This window comes from Aggregatibacter kilianii (assembly GCF_003129965.1).
GTDB classification, from domain to species: domain Bacteria; phylum Pseudomonadota; class Gammaproteobacteria; order Enterobacterales; family Pasteurellaceae; genus Aggregatibacter; species Aggregatibacter kilianii_A.
Window position 1 is genome coordinate 90,330 of sequence record NZ_NRCJ01000007.1, and the last position, 15,842, is coordinate 106,171.

At 42.7% G+C, this 15,842-nt stretch carries 16 protein-coding genes; 8 read left to right on the top strand and 8 right to left on the bottom strand.

Translation table 11 applies throughout. The features are described 5' to 3' along the window. Positions 1–306: 306 nt before the first annotated feature. Positions 307–750 carry an FMN-binding protein MioC gene (gene mioC / locus DK430_RS06690; RefSeq protein WP_109078317.1) on the bottom strand — a complete coding sequence of 148 codons (444 nt, stop codon included), beginning with the start codon at positions 748–750 and terminating at the stop codon, positions 307–309. A 58-nt stretch (positions 751–808) separates the two neighbouring features. Next, positions 809–1,027, bottom strand: a complete 219-nt coding sequence (gene zapB / locus DK430_RS06695) for a cell division protein ZapB (RefSeq protein WP_005558212.1) — start codon at positions 1,025–1,027, stop codon at positions 809–811. A 195-nt stretch (positions 1,028–1,222) separates the two neighbouring features. Between zapB and glpX the strand changes: the two genes are divergently transcribed. Then, a complete protein-coding gene (gene glpX, locus DK430_RS06700; protein ID WP_109078318.1) occupies positions 1,223–2,236 on the top strand; it encodes a class II fructose-bisphosphatase in 1,014 nt (337 codons plus the stop codon). Between the two features lie 35 nt (positions 2,237–2,271). On the opposite strand, the gene DK430_RS06705 is transcribed toward glpX, so the two are convergent. The 5 genes from DK430_RS06705 to DK430_RS06725 all read right to left on the bottom strand — a co-directional run bounded on the left by DK430_RS06705 (position 2,272) and on the right by DK430_RS06725 (position 5,661). Next, the gene (locus DK430_RS06705; RefSeq protein WP_109078319.1) at positions 2,272–2,676 is read right to left on the bottom strand and encodes a hypothetical protein; all 405 of its coding nucleotides are present in this window, start codon (positions 2,674–2,676) and stop codon (positions 2,272–2,274) included. Positions 2,677–2,791: 115 nt separating this feature from the next. Continuing rightward, positions 2,792–3,589, bottom strand: coding sequence for a serine O-acetyltransferase (gene cysE, locus DK430_RS06710; RefSeq protein WP_109078320.1), 798 nt, complete (start codon positions 3,587–3,589; stop codon positions 2,792–2,794). 2 nt (positions 3,590–3,591) lie between these two features. Next, the gene (gene gpsA, locus DK430_RS06715) at positions 3,592–4,605 is read right to left on the bottom strand and encodes an NAD(P)H-dependent glycerol-3-phosphate dehydrogenase (RefSeq protein WP_109078321.1); all 1,014 of its coding nucleotides are present in this window, start codon (positions 4,603–4,605) and stop codon (positions 3,592–3,594) included. 96 nt (positions 4,606–4,701) lie between these two features. Then, positions 4,702–5,205 (bottom strand): protein-export chaperone SecB, encoded by a 504-nt coding sequence (gene secB / locus DK430_RS06720; RefSeq protein WP_109078322.1) that lies wholly within the window; start codon positions 5,203–5,205, stop codon positions 4,702–4,704. Positions 5,206–5,220: 15 nt separating this feature from the next. Then, on the bottom strand, positions 5,221–5,661 hold the full coding sequence (locus tag DK430_RS06725) for a rhodanese-like domain-containing protein (RefSeq protein ID WP_109078323.1): 441 nt from the start codon (positions 5,659–5,661) through the stop codon (positions 5,221–5,223). Between the two features lie 322 nt (positions 5,662–5,983). Here DK430_RS06725 and DK430_RS06730 point away from each other — a divergent pair, with 322 nt between their 5' ends. The 3 genes from DK430_RS06730 to cydC all read left to right on the top strand — a co-directional run bounded on the left by DK430_RS06730 (position 5,984) and on the right by cydC (position 10,886). Continuing rightward, positions 5,984–7,306, top strand: a complete 1,323-nt coding sequence (locus DK430_RS06730) for an anaerobic C4-dicarboxylate transporter (protein WP_109078324.1) — start codon at positions 5,984–5,986, stop codon at positions 7,304–7,306. Positions 7,307–7,486: 180 nt separating this feature from the next. Then, entirely contained in the window at positions 7,487–9,235 is a 1,749-nt protein-coding gene (locus DK430_RS06735; RefSeq protein WP_109078325.1) for an ABC transporter ATP-binding protein/permease, read from the top strand. Continuing rightward, positions 9,228–10,886 carry a thiol reductant ABC exporter subunit CydC gene (cydC, locus tag DK430_RS06740; RefSeq protein WP_109078326.1) on the top strand — a complete coding sequence of 553 codons (1,659 nt, stop codon included), beginning with the start codon at positions 9,228–9,230 and terminating at the stop codon, positions 10,884–10,886. Before DK430_RS06735 ends, cydC begins: the two co-directional genes overlap by 8 nt. Positions 10,887–10,968: 82 nt before the next feature. On the opposite strand, the gene DK430_RS06745 is transcribed toward cydC, so the two are convergent. Beyond that, a complete protein-coding gene (locus DK430_RS06745) occupies positions 10,969–11,874 on the bottom strand; it encodes a hypothetical protein (RefSeq protein ID WP_239496788.1) in 906 nt (301 codons plus the stop codon). A gap of 210 nt (positions 11,875–12,084) precedes the next feature. On the opposite strand from DK430_RS06745, the gene DK430_RS06750 reads away from it, so the two are divergent. From DK430_RS06750 to DK430_RS06765, 4 genes are read left to right on the top strand one after another with little or no spacing between them, the layout of a single operon-like run. Beyond that, positions 12,085–12,585, top strand: a complete 501-nt coding sequence (locus DK430_RS06750) for a hypothetical protein (RefSeq protein ID WP_109078327.1) — start codon at positions 12,085–12,087, stop codon at positions 12,583–12,585. A 26-nt stretch (positions 12,586–12,611) separates the two neighbouring features. Beyond that, positions 12,612–13,280, top strand: a complete 669-nt coding sequence (locus DK430_RS06755; protein WP_109078328.1) for a PspA/IM30 family protein — start codon at positions 12,612–12,614, stop codon at positions 13,278–13,280. A gap of 23 nt (positions 13,281–13,303) precedes the next feature. Further along, a complete protein-coding gene (locus DK430_RS06760; protein WP_109078329.1) occupies positions 13,304–13,969 on the top strand; it encodes a YqiJ family protein in 666 nt (221 codons plus the stop codon). A 33-nt stretch (positions 13,970–14,002) separates the two neighbouring features. Then, on the top strand, positions 14,003–15,712 hold the full coding sequence (locus DK430_RS06765; protein WP_109078330.1) for a flotillin family protein: 1,710 nt from the start codon (positions 14,003–14,005) through the stop codon (positions 15,710–15,712). Positions 15,713–15,842: the final 130 nt, after the last annotated feature.

A 15,842-nucleotide genomic window follows, 5' to 3' on the forward strand; every position in this document is an offset into this window, starting at 1 on the left:
GATCTGTCGTTAATAAGTAATAAGATCTTTATCTATATATAAATTAATTATTACTATAATTAAGAGGCGTTAAAACCGTGAATAAGATCCTTTTTTTGTTGTAAATGAAGGAGATGGATCTTTTTACAAGTTGTTAAGATCTTACCGATCCTTACGCTCATTTCTTGTGTATAACTTCGCTATTTATCCACAAACGGATCTTTTCTAAAATTTGTTCATGTTATAAAAACAGATTTTTCACAATTTTATATGAAGTTATCCACAAGAGGTTTCGTTGCTTTATTGAGTTATATTTAATTAAAACGGTTAAAGATTGTCCACAAAATGCGGTAGCCAATCTTCCGCATATTGTTCCTGATCGGTATCCGTTAACACGTCAATGCGTAAAGCATCGGTAATTTTGACCGCACTTTTTGCCAATAGCGCTTCTTCAACCGTGTCCACTGCAAAACAGAAGGTGTCGTAATCGGAATTACCAAGCCCGATCACTGCAAATCTTAAATCCGAAAGATCAATATTACTTGTTTTCAACTCTTCAAATAGCGGTTTCAGGTTATCCGGCAGCTCGCCTGCGCCATGGGTAGAAGTGACCACCAACCATAACTTTTCATTGATTACGTCTGCTAAGGCAGGTCCGTGTAACAGTTCCGTGCTAAATCCCTGTTGATTTAATACGCTTTCCAAGTGTTCGGCAACATACTCGGCACCGCCTAAGGTGCTACCGGTAATTAAGCAAATTTTAGGCTGCATTTTCTCTCCTAAAAAAGAAGGCTTAGATTAACTAAGCCTTTGTTTAAAAATAATCTTTTTAGATGCTGTCGGTGATACCTAAAAGGGAACGTAAACGTTCTTGAATATTTTGGTGCTCGCCTCTTAATTGTTCGTTTTCACCACGTAGCGCATCATTTTCTTGTTGTGCTCTGCCATTTTTTTCTCTTAATTCATCCACTTCCAATTGAAGTAACTGAATGGTTTCGACAGCTTGTTTAATCTTGTTTTCTAACTGGTCTAGAATTTCTAGTGACATAGTAATTTCCTCTAAAACAAATGGATGTAAAGTAACCGTATTCTACCTTACTTAATCGTCTTTTTTAAAGAAAAGAATCACATGATTTGCTAATTAATTCTTTTTCATAAAATTTTCCTTTAAATTTTTTCTATGCAATCGTTTGCTTGGTGCTAAAATAGGGCGATTTTACATTTTGATTTTAAGGGATACATCATGAACAGAGCATTAGCTATTGAATTTTCAAGAGTTACGGAAGTTGCCGCATTAGCCGGTTTTGCCTGGTTGGGGCGCGGGGATAAAAATGCAGCGGACGATGCGGCGGTGAAAGCCATGCGTTATATGTTGAATTTAATTCACATGGATGCGGAAATCGTGATTGGTGAAGGCGAAATTGATCAGGCTCCTATGTTGTATATTGGTGAAAAAGTGGGTTCCGGTATGGGAGAGTTGGTGTCTATTGCCGTTGATCCCATTGACGGCACGCGCATGACTGCAATGGGGCAATCCAATGCTATTTCCGTGCTGGCGGCGGGCGGTAAAAACACCTTTTTAAAAGCGCCGGATATGTACATGGAAAAATTGGTGGTAGGGCCGGAAGTGAAAGGGTTAATTGATTTGAATCTGCCTATTGAGCAAAATTTGCGTCGCGTAGCTTCCAAATTAGGCAAATTATTGTCCGATTTAAGTGTGATGGTGTTAGATAAGCCCCGCCATCATGCGGTAATTGAAAAAATGCACGAATTAGGTGTGCGTGTTTTTACCATTCCCGACGGTGATGTTGCGGCTTCCGTTTTATGTTGTTTACCGGAAGCGGAAGTGGATATGGTTTATGGCATCGGCGGTGCGCCGGAAGGCGTGGTAGCCGCTGCCGCAATTCGCGCTTTGGGCGGTGATATGCAGGTTCGCTTAATTCCGCGTAATCAGGTAAAAGGCGATACGGCGGAAAATCAGGCGTTGGCAGCGGAAGAAATTCGTCGTTGTCAAGAAATGGGCGTGGAGGTGAATACGGTACTGCAATTGGAACAGTTGGTGCGTGACGACAATTTGGTCTTTGCCGCGACCGGCATTACCAACGGCGATTTATTAAAAGGGATTCATCGTAAAGGCAATTTGGCAACCACGGAAACCTTATTAATTCGCGGTAAATCCAGAACCATTCGTCGTATTCAATCCACCCATTATTTGGACAGAAAAGACACCGCACTTTCCCGTCTGATTAATGCGTAAGAAAAAATAAAGCCGGTGATGAAACCGGCTTTTGTTTATTCTGCTTTTAAAATATAGCGCTTTTTAAATAATTTCGGCGAATAGCTCATATTGCCGTAAATTCCCCATTGAACATCAATATAAATATCGCCTTTTACTTGCGGCTTACCTTCAATTACCACAATATTTTGTGCTGGTTGAGCTTGTTCATTGAATAGGTATTTTCCTGTTAAACCTGAATTTTCAGGCGTAATAGCAACTTTTACCGACGTTTCCACGGCTTTTCCATTCGCTAATTTATCAAGATTAACAGTATAGTGATATTCCTCATTGAGATTGATTTTACCAAGATATTCATCCTCTAATTTATCCATATTATTTCCGCAGGAAAAAACAAAAAATAAACTCATAAAAAAGATAAATAAACGGGATTTTTTTGAAAAAAAAGATTGATTTTGCATTATGTATAATCCATTTAAAATTGGTTTTAATTTAAAAATAACAAAAAAACGGACCGCACTTTAATGCGCTAAAGTGCGGTCGTTTTTTAAGGTGTTTTTTAATTTTATATTGATCTTAAATATTGAGTTCCATACCCAGATCAATAAAATTTTGGTTCATGTCAAACGCCGGTTTGGCGTCTTTATCTTTACCAATGATTCGTGCAGGTACACCCGCTGCGGTGGCATATTCCGGCACCGGTTGTAACACGACGGAATTGGCGCCGATTTTAGCATATTTTCCGACTTCAATGTTACCTAAAATTTTCGCGCCGGCACCAATCATTACACCTTCGCGCACTTTTGGATGGCGATCACCGGATTCTTTGCCCGTACCGCCTAAAGTAACACCTTGTAAAATAGAGACATTATTTTCAATTACCGAGGTTTCACCGACCACGATGCCGGTGGCGTGGTCAAACATGATGCCGTGTCCGATTTTAGCCGCCGGGTGAATGTCCACGTCAAAAGCAACGGAAATTTGGTTTTGCAGATAAATCGCCAGAGCTTTGCGGTCTTGTTGCCATAAATAATGGGTAATACGATAGCTTTGCAACGCATGGAAACCCTTTAAATAAAGCAACGGCGTGGATAACAATTCAACCGCCGGGTCGCGTTGGCGCACCGCCGTAATGTCGCAAGCGGCACATTCAATAATGCTGGGTTTTGCCTGGTAAGTTTCTTCGATGATTTCGCGCAAAGCGATGGCAGGCATGATGGTATTAGCGAGTTTATTGGCCAAAATATAACTTAATGCACTGCCTAAATTATGGTGTTTTAAAATCGTGGAGTGAAAAAAACTGGCAAGCATGGGTTCGTTGTCTACCAGTTGCTTCGCTTCCTGACGAATATTTTGCCAAACGTCTTGTGACATGATTATTCCTCTTTACGTTCTCTGCCTAATAAGTTAACGGCGGCGTCTTTTGCCGCTTTGCCGCAGAACAGCACTTGATAAATCTGTTCGGTAATGGGCATTTCAATGCCGTGTCGTTGCGCCAGCAAATGCGCTTCTTTGGTGTTATAAAACCCTTCCACCACTTGTCCGATAGTTTCCATAGCATCTTGCGCGGAAATGCCTTGTCCGAGCATGATGCCGAAACGCCGGTTACGCGATTGGTTGTCGGTGCAGGTGAGCACTAAATCACCCAAACCGGACATCCCCATGAAAGTATTCGGATTGGCACCAAGTGCGGTGCCTAAACGGGATATTTCCGCAATGCCGCGCGTAATTAATGCGGTTCTGGCATTGGCGCCAAAGCCCATGCCGTCGGAAATGCCCGCGCCGATAGCAATCACATTTTTAATTGCGCCACCGAGCTGTACACCGAGCATATCGTTATTAATATAAACCCGAAAATGTTTACTGCAATGAATCCGTGCTTGAAATTCGCGGGCAAATACGTCGTTATCGGAGGCCAGCGTAATGGCTGTGGGTAAACCGGAAGCCAGTTCTTTGGCAAAGGTCGGGCCGGAAAGCACGGCAAGCGGGTATTGATCGCCGAGTTTTTCTTTAATAACGTCTTCCAACAAACGACCGGTATCCCGTTCCAGTCCTTTGGTTGCCCATACAATGCGATGATCGGGGCGTAAGTGCGGTCGAATTTCATCGAGAATTTCACCGAAACAATGGCTTGGTACAGCGAGTAATAAATCTTTTGAGGCATGAATGGCTTTGTCTAAATCCGCTTCAATAACCAATGCTGATGGAAAAAAAATATCGGGCAAAAACGCTTTATTTTGTCGATCAGCCTGAAGTTGTTGCATTTTTTCCGGATTATGTCCCCACAGATAAGTGGGATGACCATTGCGTGAGAATGCGATAGCCAATGCCGTACCGAAAGAACCGGCACCGAGCACGGTAATAGGGGAATCGGTTATTGTCGTATTCATCATTTGCTCCTTACTTTATGACAAAAAGAGGCGAAAAAGACGGTAACGAAAATAATAAAAACCCACTTTTCTGTTTTCAAAAAGTGGGTTCTCACATTAATTAACGGTTTGTTCGCCGGCTTCTTGCGCTTGTTGTTCCTGACGTTGCAGGTACTCAACAAATAATGCGTCAAAGTTGACAGGAGACAGGTTTAATGCCGGGAAAGTGCCACGGTTTACCAAGTTGGACACCAGTTCACGAGCATACGGGAACAACATATTCGGGCATTGTGAAGTTAAACAATGTGCCATTTGCATTTCTTCCAAACCGCTGATGGTAAACACACCCGCTTGTTTTACTTCGCAAATAAATGCCACATCACCGGAATCTTCCAAGGTGGTTTCCACGGAAATATTTAAACAGACTTCATATAAATCATCGCCTAATTTTACGGTTTCGGTGGACAAATCAAAACCTAAACGCGGTTTCCATTCCTGATTGAAAATATGTGGTAAATTCGGCGCTTCGAAAGAAACGTCTTTGACATAAATACGTTGAATTTGTAACACTGCCTGAGGCTGTTGTTCTTCGTTCGCTACATCTTTGTTTTCTTCGGTCATTTTTAAATCCTTATTTTATTTTTTAACTAAAGGTAAATTTGCTGCACGCCAGCCGCCGATGCCTTCTCTTAACACATAAACGTGGTTGAAGCCTTGTTTTGCCAAAATTTCACCGGAAGAACGGGAAGAAACGAAATCGGCACAGGCTAAGATCACCGGAATATCTTTATGCTGTTCAATTTTTCCGAGATTGTTATTTTTGATTTCGGAAGGCAGGATATTTAGGCTGTTTATGATGTGACCTTTGTTGAACTCGTCAATGGAGCGCAAGTCGATCACGACGGCATTTTGGTTGTTCATTAAAGAAATCGCTTCCGCATTATCAATCAGTTTGGTTTTACTGGTGGCGGATTTGACAAAGTTATAGATCACCATCACAAAGACAGCCACCCAAGCGACGACGATTAAAGTGTGATTTTTGGCAAAAGCGGTTGCCATTGGCATAAATTCTTGCATTTTTTTCTCAATAATTAGGTTTAAAAATAAGGGCTCAAGTATAACTTTACTTTGACTATTTATCAAAAATTATTGTTTTTGCGGAGGCTGTTGATTTTGTTGAAATAACAATCAATTATTTGTTTAAAATGTGATATAGATCATAATTTAATCAGAACATCTGAAATCCGCCATACTCACTTTTACCACATTCTTATATAATTGAGCCGAATTTTGAGTTAACTAAATCCCAATTGCCTTACACAAGGCATTTCATCAAAATCTCATTGAGTATAATTTCTTATACGTCAAACAAATTTTATTTTCACTCTAAGGAGGCAGTATGTCTGCTATGTTTTTAATTCAGTTCGCCATCGTATTGCTCTGTATTTTAGTCGGTGCACGCGTCGGCGGTATCGGTTTGGGTGTTTTTGGCGGCTTGGGACTTGCGATCCTATCCTTCGGATTCGGTTTAAAACCTGCAGGCCTGCCGATTGACGTGATGTTTATGATTATGGCGGTGGTTGCTGCAGCATCCGCGATGCAGGCTGCAGGTGGCTTGGATTATATGATCAAAATCGCCACCAACATTTTGCGTCGTAATCCGAAATACATCACTTTTATGGCGCCAGCCGTCACTTGGTTGTTTACCTTTTTAGCGGGAACCGGTCACGTGGCTTATTCCGTATTGCCGGTGATTGCCGAGGTGAGCCGCCAAAACGGCATTCGTCCGGAACGTCCGTTATCCATGGCGGTGATTGCTTCTCAGTTTTCTATTGTTGCCAGCCCGATTGCAGCAGCAGTAGTGGCAGTGGTTGCTTATCTTGAACCGCAAGGCATTCATTTGGGCGATGTGCTGATTGTCACCATTCCTGCCACGATTATCGGTATTTTCCTTGCCTGTATTTTTGTTAACAAAATGGGTAAAGAATTAAAAGATGATCCTGAATATCAACGTCGTTTAAAAGATCCGAAATACGCGGAAGCTTTCAATTCAACTATTAGCGGTAAAGAACTTGAAATAAGCAAAACTGCGAAAATTTCCGTTTCCCTTTTCTTATTCGGCGCATTACTCGTGGTCTTAATGGGTGCGATGCCTTCACTACGTCCGGTATTTGACGGCAAACCGATGGGTATGGCACACACCATTGAAATCATCATGTTAGCCATCGGTGCATTAATTATTTTAACCTGCAAACCGGACGGCACCGAAATTACCAAAGGTTCCGTATTCCACGCCGGTATGCGTGCGGTTATCGCCATTTTCGGTATTGCCTGGTTAGGCGACACCTTAATGCAAGCGCATATCGAAGAAGTGAAAGAATTGGTTAAAGGTTTAGTGGAAACCGCCCCTTGGACATTTGCTTTTGCCTTATTTATTCTTTCCGTGTTGGTGAACAGCCAAGGTGCTACCGTTGCCACATTATTCCCGCTCGGTATCGCATTGGGTATCCCGCCGGCCGTGTTAATCGGTGTGTTTGTAGCGGTAAACGGTTATTTCTTTATTCCTAACTATGGTCCGATCATTGCGTCAATCGACTTTGATACCACCGGCACTACCCGCATTGGTAAATATATTTTCAACCACAGCTTTATGTTGCCTGGCTTGTTGAGCATGGCATTCAGCTTAGCCTTCGGTTTATTATTCGCGAATATTTTCCTATAACGCGATTTCATCTTCATTATCAATAGCGCCTTGTTTTAAGGCGCTATTTTTTTGTTTTAAATTTGCGCATGAAATATAAAATAAATTATTTTTACAAATAAAATTAATTATCATTTGTTATGTAAATGTTATGATATAGCACTTTTCATTGACGTGATTTTTTAAGGACAAATAAACAGTATGATGATTGATAAACGGCTGATAAATACGGTCGCCGATAGCAAAAAATGGATTGCGATGAATGTGTTATGGAACTGGGTTGCTTTAATCGGCGGCATTATAAGTGCGGTGGTGTTCGCCATTTGTTTACAGTCGGCGTTTGAGCGCACGCTGACGCTACAAAGTGCGGTCATTTTTACCGGCGTTTTGATCGCCTGTCTGGCGTTACGTGCTTGGGCGGGCAAAATGGCGGTGAAAGCCTCTTACAAAGCCAGTACGCAGGTAAAACATAAATTACGCACGTTGATTTATCAAAAGCTGTCTTCCATGCCTCTTAACCAAGTGAACCGACAATCCACGTCTTCCGTGATTCAAGTGGCGTCCGAAGGGGTGGAACAGCTGGAAATTTATTTCGGTCGTTATCTCCCGCAACTGTTTTACAGCCTGCTTGCACCGTTAACGCTGTTTGTTTTTTTGGTCTTTTTTAACGCGCCGACTTCTTTAATTCTGCTGGTTTGCGTGCCCTTAATTCCTATGTCTATTATCGCCGTGAATAAAATCGCCAAACGTTTATTGGCGAAATATTGGTCGATTTATGTGGGGTTGGGCAGTAGCTTTCTGGATAACCTACAAGGCTTGATCACGTTAAAAATCTATCAAGACGACGATTACAAAGCCAAACAAATGGATATTGAAGCGGAGAATTTCCGTACCATCACCATGAAAGTGCTCACCATGCAGCTTAATTCCGTTTCCTTAATGGATTTATTGGCTTACGGCGGCGCAGCACTTGGTATTTTGACCGCACTTTTGCAATTCCAAGACGGAGATTTAACCGTTTTCGGCGTGGTGCTGTTTATTTTGCTGGCGTCCGAATTTTTCATTCCGTTACGCTTGCTCGGTTCTTTCTTCCATGTGGCAATGAACGGCAAAGCGGCGTCGGAAAAAATCTTCACCCTGTTGGATACGCCGGTAGAAGAAAATAAAAGTGCGGTGGATTTTCCGGCTAAAAATGACATCACCGTGCAAATTAAGGATTTGCATTTTGCGTATTCCGCCGAAAAAACGGCGATTAACGGGTTAAACCTCAGCATTCAACCGAAGCAATTAACGGTCTTCGTGGGCAAAAGCGGTTGCGGCAAATCCACCTTGGTTTCTCTCTTAATGGGCTTTTATCAGGCGCAACAAGGGGAAATTTTGTTTAACGGCGTGGACATTAAACAAATTGACCGCCATGCCTTATATCGTCACGTTTCGCTGGTGAGTCATAGCAGTTATATTTTCAAAGGCAGCCTTAGAGAAAATATGCTGATGGCGTTATCCGATGCTTCCGACGACGCCATTTATCAATGCTTGGAACAAGTGAATCTGGCTAATTTCGTGCGCGAAAACGGCGGTTTGGAGATGCCGTTGTTAAGTCGCGGAAGCAATCTTTCCGGCGGACAAATTCAACGTTTGGCGTTAGCCCGCGCGCTGCTGCACAACGCCGAGTTATATGTGTTCGATGAAGCCACCAGCAACATCGACGTAGAAAGCGAAGAAATTATTTTGCAATTTATTCAACAACTTAAATATGAAAAAACCATCGTTATGATTTCCCATCGTTTGGCAAATGCAGTAAACGCCGATCAGATTTATGTGTTACAAAGCGGACGCTTGGCAGAATCGGGCAATCATGCTTCTTTAATGGCAGAAAACGGAATTTATGCGGAAATGTTCAATCAACAAAAGAATTTAGAAAATATCAGAACGGGGGCAAACCATGCGTAAGAACGGATTTGTCGTCATGTGGCAATTGATGAAACTGGTTACACCGTTGGCGCACATCATGAGTTTCACCATTATTATGGGCACCCTCGGTTTCCTCAGTGCGATTTTCATCATGGTGTTGGGCGCCATGGGCTTGGCGGAGTTGCTCAACTTCCATATTCACTTAAATTTATCGCAAATTTTGACCGCACTTATTGTGCTGGCGGTGGCACGCGGCATTTTGCGTTATCTGGAACAAATGTCCGGGCATTATATTGCTTTCAAACTATTGGCGTTGTTGCGTGATAAAGTGTTCGGCGCATTGCGTCGCTTGGCGTTCGTGAAATTGCAGGATAAACAATCCGGGCAGTTGCTTTCTTTGGTGACCAATGACATTGAATTGCTGGAAGTTTTTTATGCGCACACCATTGCGCCTATTGCTATCGCGTTTCTGACCTCCGGCATTTTATTGGCGGTGTTCGCCCATATTTCGTGGTGTTTCGTGTTGGTGGCATTCTTGGCGTATGTCACCATCGGCATCATTTTGCCGATTATCACCACGCAAATGGCGCGTGAAGACGGCCGCAAATATCGCGAATTGGTGGGCGAAATGAACGATTTCTTCCTCGACAGTATTCGCGGCATGAAAGAAATCCAGTTATTCGGCAACGAACAACAACGTTTGCAGGAAATCCATCAACGCAGCGAAAAAATCGACCGCGCGTTCTTAAAAATCAAACAACAGGAAGGCAACGTGCGCTCGTTCACCGAAATCGCCGTGTCCTTCTTTAATATCGTGATTTTATTGGTGGGCTTAACCCTGTTTGCCTACGACAAAATTGATTTTGCCGGTTTGCTCATCGCCGTGATTTTATTGATGTCTAGCTACGGCCCTGTGATCGCTTTAAGTAACCTTTCCAACAACCTGTTGCAAACCCTTGCCAGCGGTGAACGTGTGTTGGCATTATTGGCGGAACAACCGGAATTAAAAGACGTGGAAAATGGCGTGAACATCGCCGATGTGCAGCAAATCAAGGTGGAAAACGTCAGCTTCGCTTATGCACAGGAACAGATTTTATCCGATGTGAATTTACAGCTAAATAAAGGCGAGATCCTTGGTATTCACGGTCGTAGCGGTAGCGGAAAAAGTACGCTTCTGAAGCTCATTATGCGCTTTTACGACCCGCAGCAAGGCGCTATTCGCATTAATGACAAGGACTTAAAACAGATTAACACCGTGAACCTGCGCGACAATATCGCTTACATCACGCAACAAACCTATATTTTCAACGAAACGATTTATGAAAATATTGTGTTGGCGAACCGCAATGCGACCAAGGAACAAGTGATTGAGGCGGCGAAAAAAGCCTCTATTCATGAGTTTATCATGAGCCTGCCGGAAGGCTACGACACCAAAATTACCGAAATGGGCAACAACCTTTCCGACGGCGAAAAACAACGTATCGGCATTGCCCGCGCCTTCCTGCACAACGCACCGATTATTTTGTTAGACGAGCCGACCAGCAATCTGGACAGCTTAAACGAAGCCATGATTTTGCAATCTTTGCTGAACGTAAAAGCGGAAAAATTGATTATTCTGGTGAGCCATCGCGCCTCCACCATGGCGATTTGCGATCAGGTGATTCCTATTGCAAACGGGCGGATGTCGTAGTTCCGTTTAACTTGTTACACCTAAAGCGGTGGATTTTTACGGCGTTTTAAAAACGCTTGAAAAAACCACCGCACTTTTTTATTCATCTGCTGTTTTGATTTTTGATGGTGTTATTTATCGCCTGCCAAACCTTATTTCCCTCATGAGGCACGGCGTCCTGCACCCAATACCACCAAAAATAGCCGCCCACATAATTTTTGACATATTTCGGCATGGCATAATAACGGCTCGCCATTTTCACTTTACTGTCAGTCGTGGCATTTTCATCTGTATTACCACATTCGCCGATGCCGAGTCCCGAATTTGGGAATATTTTGGCTAAATCGTCAAACACCGCCTGCCATTTGGGTTGATAGCCGTCGTTATCGTCTTCGTAATAGCTCACCAACACATAATTCAGCCCATTTTTCATTTCTTGCGGAATGTATTTGTTCAGCCATTCCTCCATACTGATTTGCTGGTTGTTCGGCGCAAAATAGTAGGTCGTCAATGCGGTTTCCGCCCGCTTGGATTTGATGAATTTATAGGCTTCGTAAACTTTATTGCCGACCTGCGCATTTTTACCCAGCCAGTCGCCGTTCACCTCGTTACCGACTTCCCAAATATCCACATACGGCGCAAGCGCGGCGTAAGCATCCTGAAAACGTTTCAGATACGTCGCTTTGCTGTATTTTTTCATCTCGTAGGAATCCACCGGTGTTGCCATGATATAAGCCGCTTCATGAATTTCCTGAAACAGTTCCTTATAATCCTTGGGCGCAATATTTCGCGACATTACAATCCGCACGGTAGGCTTCACTGCCATAGCTTTGAGCGCTTCCACTATTTGTGCGGTTTCAACCCGACCCTCCCAACTATCATCCACGGTCACGCCATAAATTTGCGAATGTTGAAAATTGGCTTTTGGCGTTTCCGCTTTGGTAAAGCTAACGCAGGCAGTTAAAAGAAATAGTAGTAAAGTGAGTCGGTTAATGTATTTTTTCATCATTTTATTACTCCTCTATTGGTCAATAATTACACTATTTTAGAGGGGCTTGGCGATGGTTAGTTCGTTTTTTATTCAATATTTACAGGTGCCTAAAGGTTTGTTGATGTTAGAACAGATTAATAACAGAGCGTTTTTTTAATAAATAATTTGCGTGATGAAAACATTTTGTGTATATTGAATTCAAATGAATACAAAAATAGGATTATGTATATGAATGCAGTTAATAGAATTCCCATAAGTGTTAGAATTACTCAAGATGATGCTGATTTTATTGCTAATTTACAAATTGATGGCGCGAATACACCCTCTGAAAAAATTCGCGAATTATTGAAACAGGCAAGACAAAGTTACACGCAATCGCAAGATTACGGTACTGCCTTAGGCCGAGCGGAGCAATTTTTACAGAATGCGAAACGTGATTTATTGCACGCAGAAAAAGAACTTGGTGTTCATTCTCATATTTTGGCACGTTTGTTTGAATTATTACCTGATTTAACCGCTACATTGGCAACTGATTTTCCCTCTGAAGTTGACTTAGAAGGACTAAAAAAATATGAGCGTGAAGTGATGTGGCGTATTGTTCGCTTAATGGACAGTGTCTTGCAACTTGCCATTACCGGTAAAGGGGCTGCATTTGATGACGGCGTGTTGGAAGAGTTAGAAAATACATTGAATTTAGCGCAAATTATTCGTCAACATGATGAAAAATAACCATTAATTAACCAAAGGAGAAAAACATGAGTGAAACATTAGCCCGTCGGGTAGGTCGTTTAGTTAGCGGTGGTTTTCATGCCATTTTAGATGCAGCAGAAAATCTGGCTCCGGAAGCGGTAATGAATGAAAATATTCGTGAAATTGAACGTGCTATTGATGAAGTGCGGTCGGAATTAGGTAAGATTTTAGTGCAAAAGCACTTAGCGACGAAAAAAATGGCGGATGAAAGTAGTCGTCATGAGGCCTTGCAGGAGCATATTCAAGAAGCCCTAAAATCTCATCGGGATGATTTGGCCGAGACCGGCATTGCCGAACAAATGGATATTGAAGCTCGTCTTCCGGTGTTGGAAAATACGGTGGCGGATTGTGCGGCGCAAGAGAAGGAGCTTGAAGGTTTTATTGTTGCATTACAAGCGAAACGACGTGAAATGCAGCAAGCAATTCAAGATTGGAAACAAAGCCAAACTCAAGCGGCAACAAATGAAAATAGCAACGACGGTACGAAATTAAATCGAATTTTGCGCGATACGGAAAAAACAGTAAATGCATTTGATCGTATAATGGGGCGTCAAACCGGCTTAAATATTGATGGTCGTGATCCATCACAATTAGCAAAATTAAAAGAGCTGGAGGAAGTGAGCCGGGCTAATCGAATTAAAGAGCGTTTGGCACAACTCAAAACAACCAAATAGCTTATTTAAATAAAGGATAAATTATGTGGGAACTGATTACTGCGCCACAAAATGAAATTTTTGGGATTGCCATTATGTTGATGTTATTACTTGGTATTCTTGAGATTATTTCATTTATGTTAGGTGGCATTAATGATTGGGTAGATGGTTTTTTACCGGACAGTTTAACCGAAACGGCACATGCGGAAATCGGACTTGATACCGCAGACGCCGGCATTTTTATCCGATTTTTGAGCTGGTTATATGTAGGCAAGCTGCCTTTGTTAATGTTACTGGTGATTTTTCTCGCTATTTTTGGTTTGTTTGGTTACAGCCTGCAATATACTTGGCATAACCTTTCCGGCTTTTATTTGCATGGTTGTTTTGCCGCCGTAATCGTTTGGTTTGTAAGCTTGCCTTTGGTGCGTGTCACCGCTGCCGGTGTGTATAAAATCTTTCCTAAAGATGAAACTACCGCCGTGGAGCAAGATACTTTGGTGGGCTGTGTCGGCGTTATCGTACTCGGCACGGCAAAACCCGGCAGCCCTGCTCAAGCGCGGGTAAAAGACGGTTATGGTCAGCAACATTATGTGATGGTTGAGCCGGATGATGAGAACGCATTAACACAAGGAGAAACCGTATTACTGATTTCTTTACACAACAACCTCTTCAAGGCAATCAAAAACCCAAATGGTAATTTGGTTGATTAAATAAACATTTTTATCAAAAACTAAGGAAAAATTATGGAACTGATCTCAATAGGAATTATCGCCGGCATTGTACTTATTGCGCTATTAATTCTCGGTTTAATTCTTACCCGTCTATATCGCCGCGCCAGCAAAGAGGTTTCCTTTGTGCGTACCGGTTTCGGCGGTGAAAAAGTCATCATGAACGGCGGCGCGATTGTTTTACCTGTTTTGCATGAAGTGATTCCCGTTAATATGAACACATTGCGTTTAGAAGTTCGTCGAGCGGCAGAACAGGCGCTGATTACCCGTGATCGTATGCGGGTTGATGTCACGGCGGAGTTTTATGTTCGGGTTAAACCGACTGCCGAAAGCATCGCTACGGCGGCACAAACCTTAGGGATGAAAACCATGTCGCCACAACAATTAAAAGAATTGGTGGAAGGTAAATTCGTTGATAGTTTGCGTGCTGTTGCGGCAGAAATGGCAATGGAAGAATTACACGAAAAGCGGGTGGATTTTGTACAAAAAGTACAACAAGTGGTCTCGGAAGATTTGTTTAAAAATGGTTTGGAATTAGAAACTGTTTCGCTTACCGGTTTGGATCAAACCAGTTTTGAGTACTTTAATCCGCAAAATGCCTTTGACGCGGAAGGTTTAACTCGCTTAACGGAAACTATCGAAGTGCGTCGTAAAAAACGCAACGATATTGAACAGGATACGGATTTGGCGATTAAAACCAAAAATTTGGAAGCGGAACGTACCCGTTTGCAAATTTTGCGTGAAGAAGAATATGCCAAATTGGAGCAAGAACGTGAAATTGCCGTGCGTCGTGCGGAACAAAATGCCGAAATTGCCGGACAGGAAGCGCAGAAAAAACGTGAAGCGGAAGAAGTAAAAATTGCTGCCTCCCGTGAAGTAGATTTAAAACGTATTCTTGCCGAACGTGATATTGAAAATGAAAAAATTCAAAAAGATCAGCAAATTGAACGCGCAGAAGTAGAACGTAAAAAAGCTATCGAATTAGCCGAACAGGATCGCGCCATTGCCGTGGCGGAAAAATCCCGCGCCGAATCGGAAGCCAAAGCCCTTGCCGACAAAGCCCGAGCCGCTGCCGTTCGCGAAGAAGAAAGCGTTATTACCGTGCGTGAAACGGAAAAAGCGGAACGTGTAAAAGCGGTTGAATTAATTGCGGCGCAAGAAGTGGCACAAAAAGATGCGATTGCCATCACTGTTGCCGCCGAAGCCGAAAAACAAGCGGCACTCGATCGCGCGGAAGCCTTGCGTATTGTCGCGGAAGCGGAAGCTGAGAAACAACGCCTACAAGCAAAAGGGGAAGCGGATGCGAAAATTCTTTTGGCAAAAGCGTTGGAACAACAATATAAAGTAGATGCGGAAGGTACCCGTGCGGTGAATGAAGCGTCTAACGTGCTTTCTGTGGAACAGGTGGAAATGCAGGTACGCCTTGCCTTATTAAAACACCTGCCGGATATTATTCGTGAAAGTGTTCGTCCGATGGAAAATATTGATGACATTAAAATTTTGCAGGTCAATGGATTAGCCGGCTTCGGCGGAGCAGCTTCTGTCGAAAACGGTGAAGTGCCTTCTAATGCAAGTTTATCCGATCAGCTGGTAAATAGCGCATTACGCTATCGCGGGCAAGCGCCATTGGTAGATAATCTGTTAAAAGAACTCGGGCTAAACGGCGCCGATATTAACGGATTAACCCAAAACCTGAATCAAAATGTGACAAAGTCAAATAGCTGATAGCGAGAGCGCTAATAGCAAAAAAGTGCGGTGAATTTTGGCGGCGTTTTTTTTAAAACGTTTGAAAAAAATACCGCACTTTCCCCACAAAAAATCCCACCGGGCAATCGATGGGATTTTTCTTTTTGTT

Coding starts and splice junctions, on each gene's coding strand:
- mioC (WP_109078317.1), bottom strand. CDS start 750: ATGCAGCCTAAAATTTGCTTAATTACCGGTAGCACCTTAGGCGGTGCC.
- zapB (WP_005558212.1), bottom strand. CDS start 1,027: ATGTCACTAGAAATTCTAGACCAGTTAGAAAACAAGATTAAACAAGCT.
- glpX (WP_109078318.1), top strand. CDS start 1,223: ATGAACAGAGCATTAGCTATTGAATTTTCAAGAGTTACGGAAGTTGCC.
- DK430_RS06705 (WP_109078319.1), bottom strand. CDS start 2,676: ATGCAAAATCAATCTTTTTTTTCAAAAAAATCCCGTTTATTTATCTTT.
- cysE (WP_109078320.1), bottom strand. CDS start 3,589: ATGTCACAAGACGTTTGGCAAAATATTCGTCAGGAAGCGAAGCAACTG.
- gpsA (WP_109078321.1), bottom strand. CDS start 4,605: ATGAATACGACAATAACCGATTCCCCTATTACCGTGCTCGGTGCCGGT.
- secB (WP_109078322.1), bottom strand. CDS start 5,205: ATGACCGAAGAAAACAAAGATGTAGCGAACGAAGAACAACAGCCTCAG.
- DK430_RS06725 (WP_109078323.1), bottom strand. CDS start 5,661: ATGCAAGAATTTATGCCAATGGCAACCGCTTTTGCCAAAAATCACACT.
- DK430_RS06730 (WP_109078324.1), top strand. CDS start 5,984: ATGTCTGCTATGTTTTTAATTCAGTTCGCCATCGTATTGCTCTGTATT.
- DK430_RS06735 (WP_109078325.1), top strand. CDS start 7,487: ATGATGATTGATAAACGGCTGATAAATACGGTCGCCGATAGCAAAAAA.
- cydC (WP_109078326.1), top strand. CDS start 9,228: ATGCGTAAGAACGGATTTGTCGTCATGTGGCAATTGATGAAACTGGTT.
- DK430_RS06745 (WP_239496788.1), bottom strand. CDS start 11,874: ATGATGAAAAAATACATTAACCGACTCACTTTACTACTATTTCTTTTA.
- DK430_RS06750 (WP_109078327.1), top strand. CDS start 12,085: ATGAATGCAGTTAATAGAATTCCCATAAGTGTTAGAATTACTCAAGAT.
- DK430_RS06755 (WP_109078328.1), top strand. CDS start 12,612: ATGAGTGAAACATTAGCCCGTCGGGTAGGTCGTTTAGTTAGCGGTGGT.
- DK430_RS06760 (WP_109078329.1), top strand. CDS start 13,304: ATGTGGGAACTGATTACTGCGCCACAAAATGAAATTTTTGGGATTGCC.
- DK430_RS06765 (WP_109078330.1), top strand. CDS start 14,003: ATGGAACTGATCTCAATAGGAATTATCGCCGGCATTGTACTTATTGCG.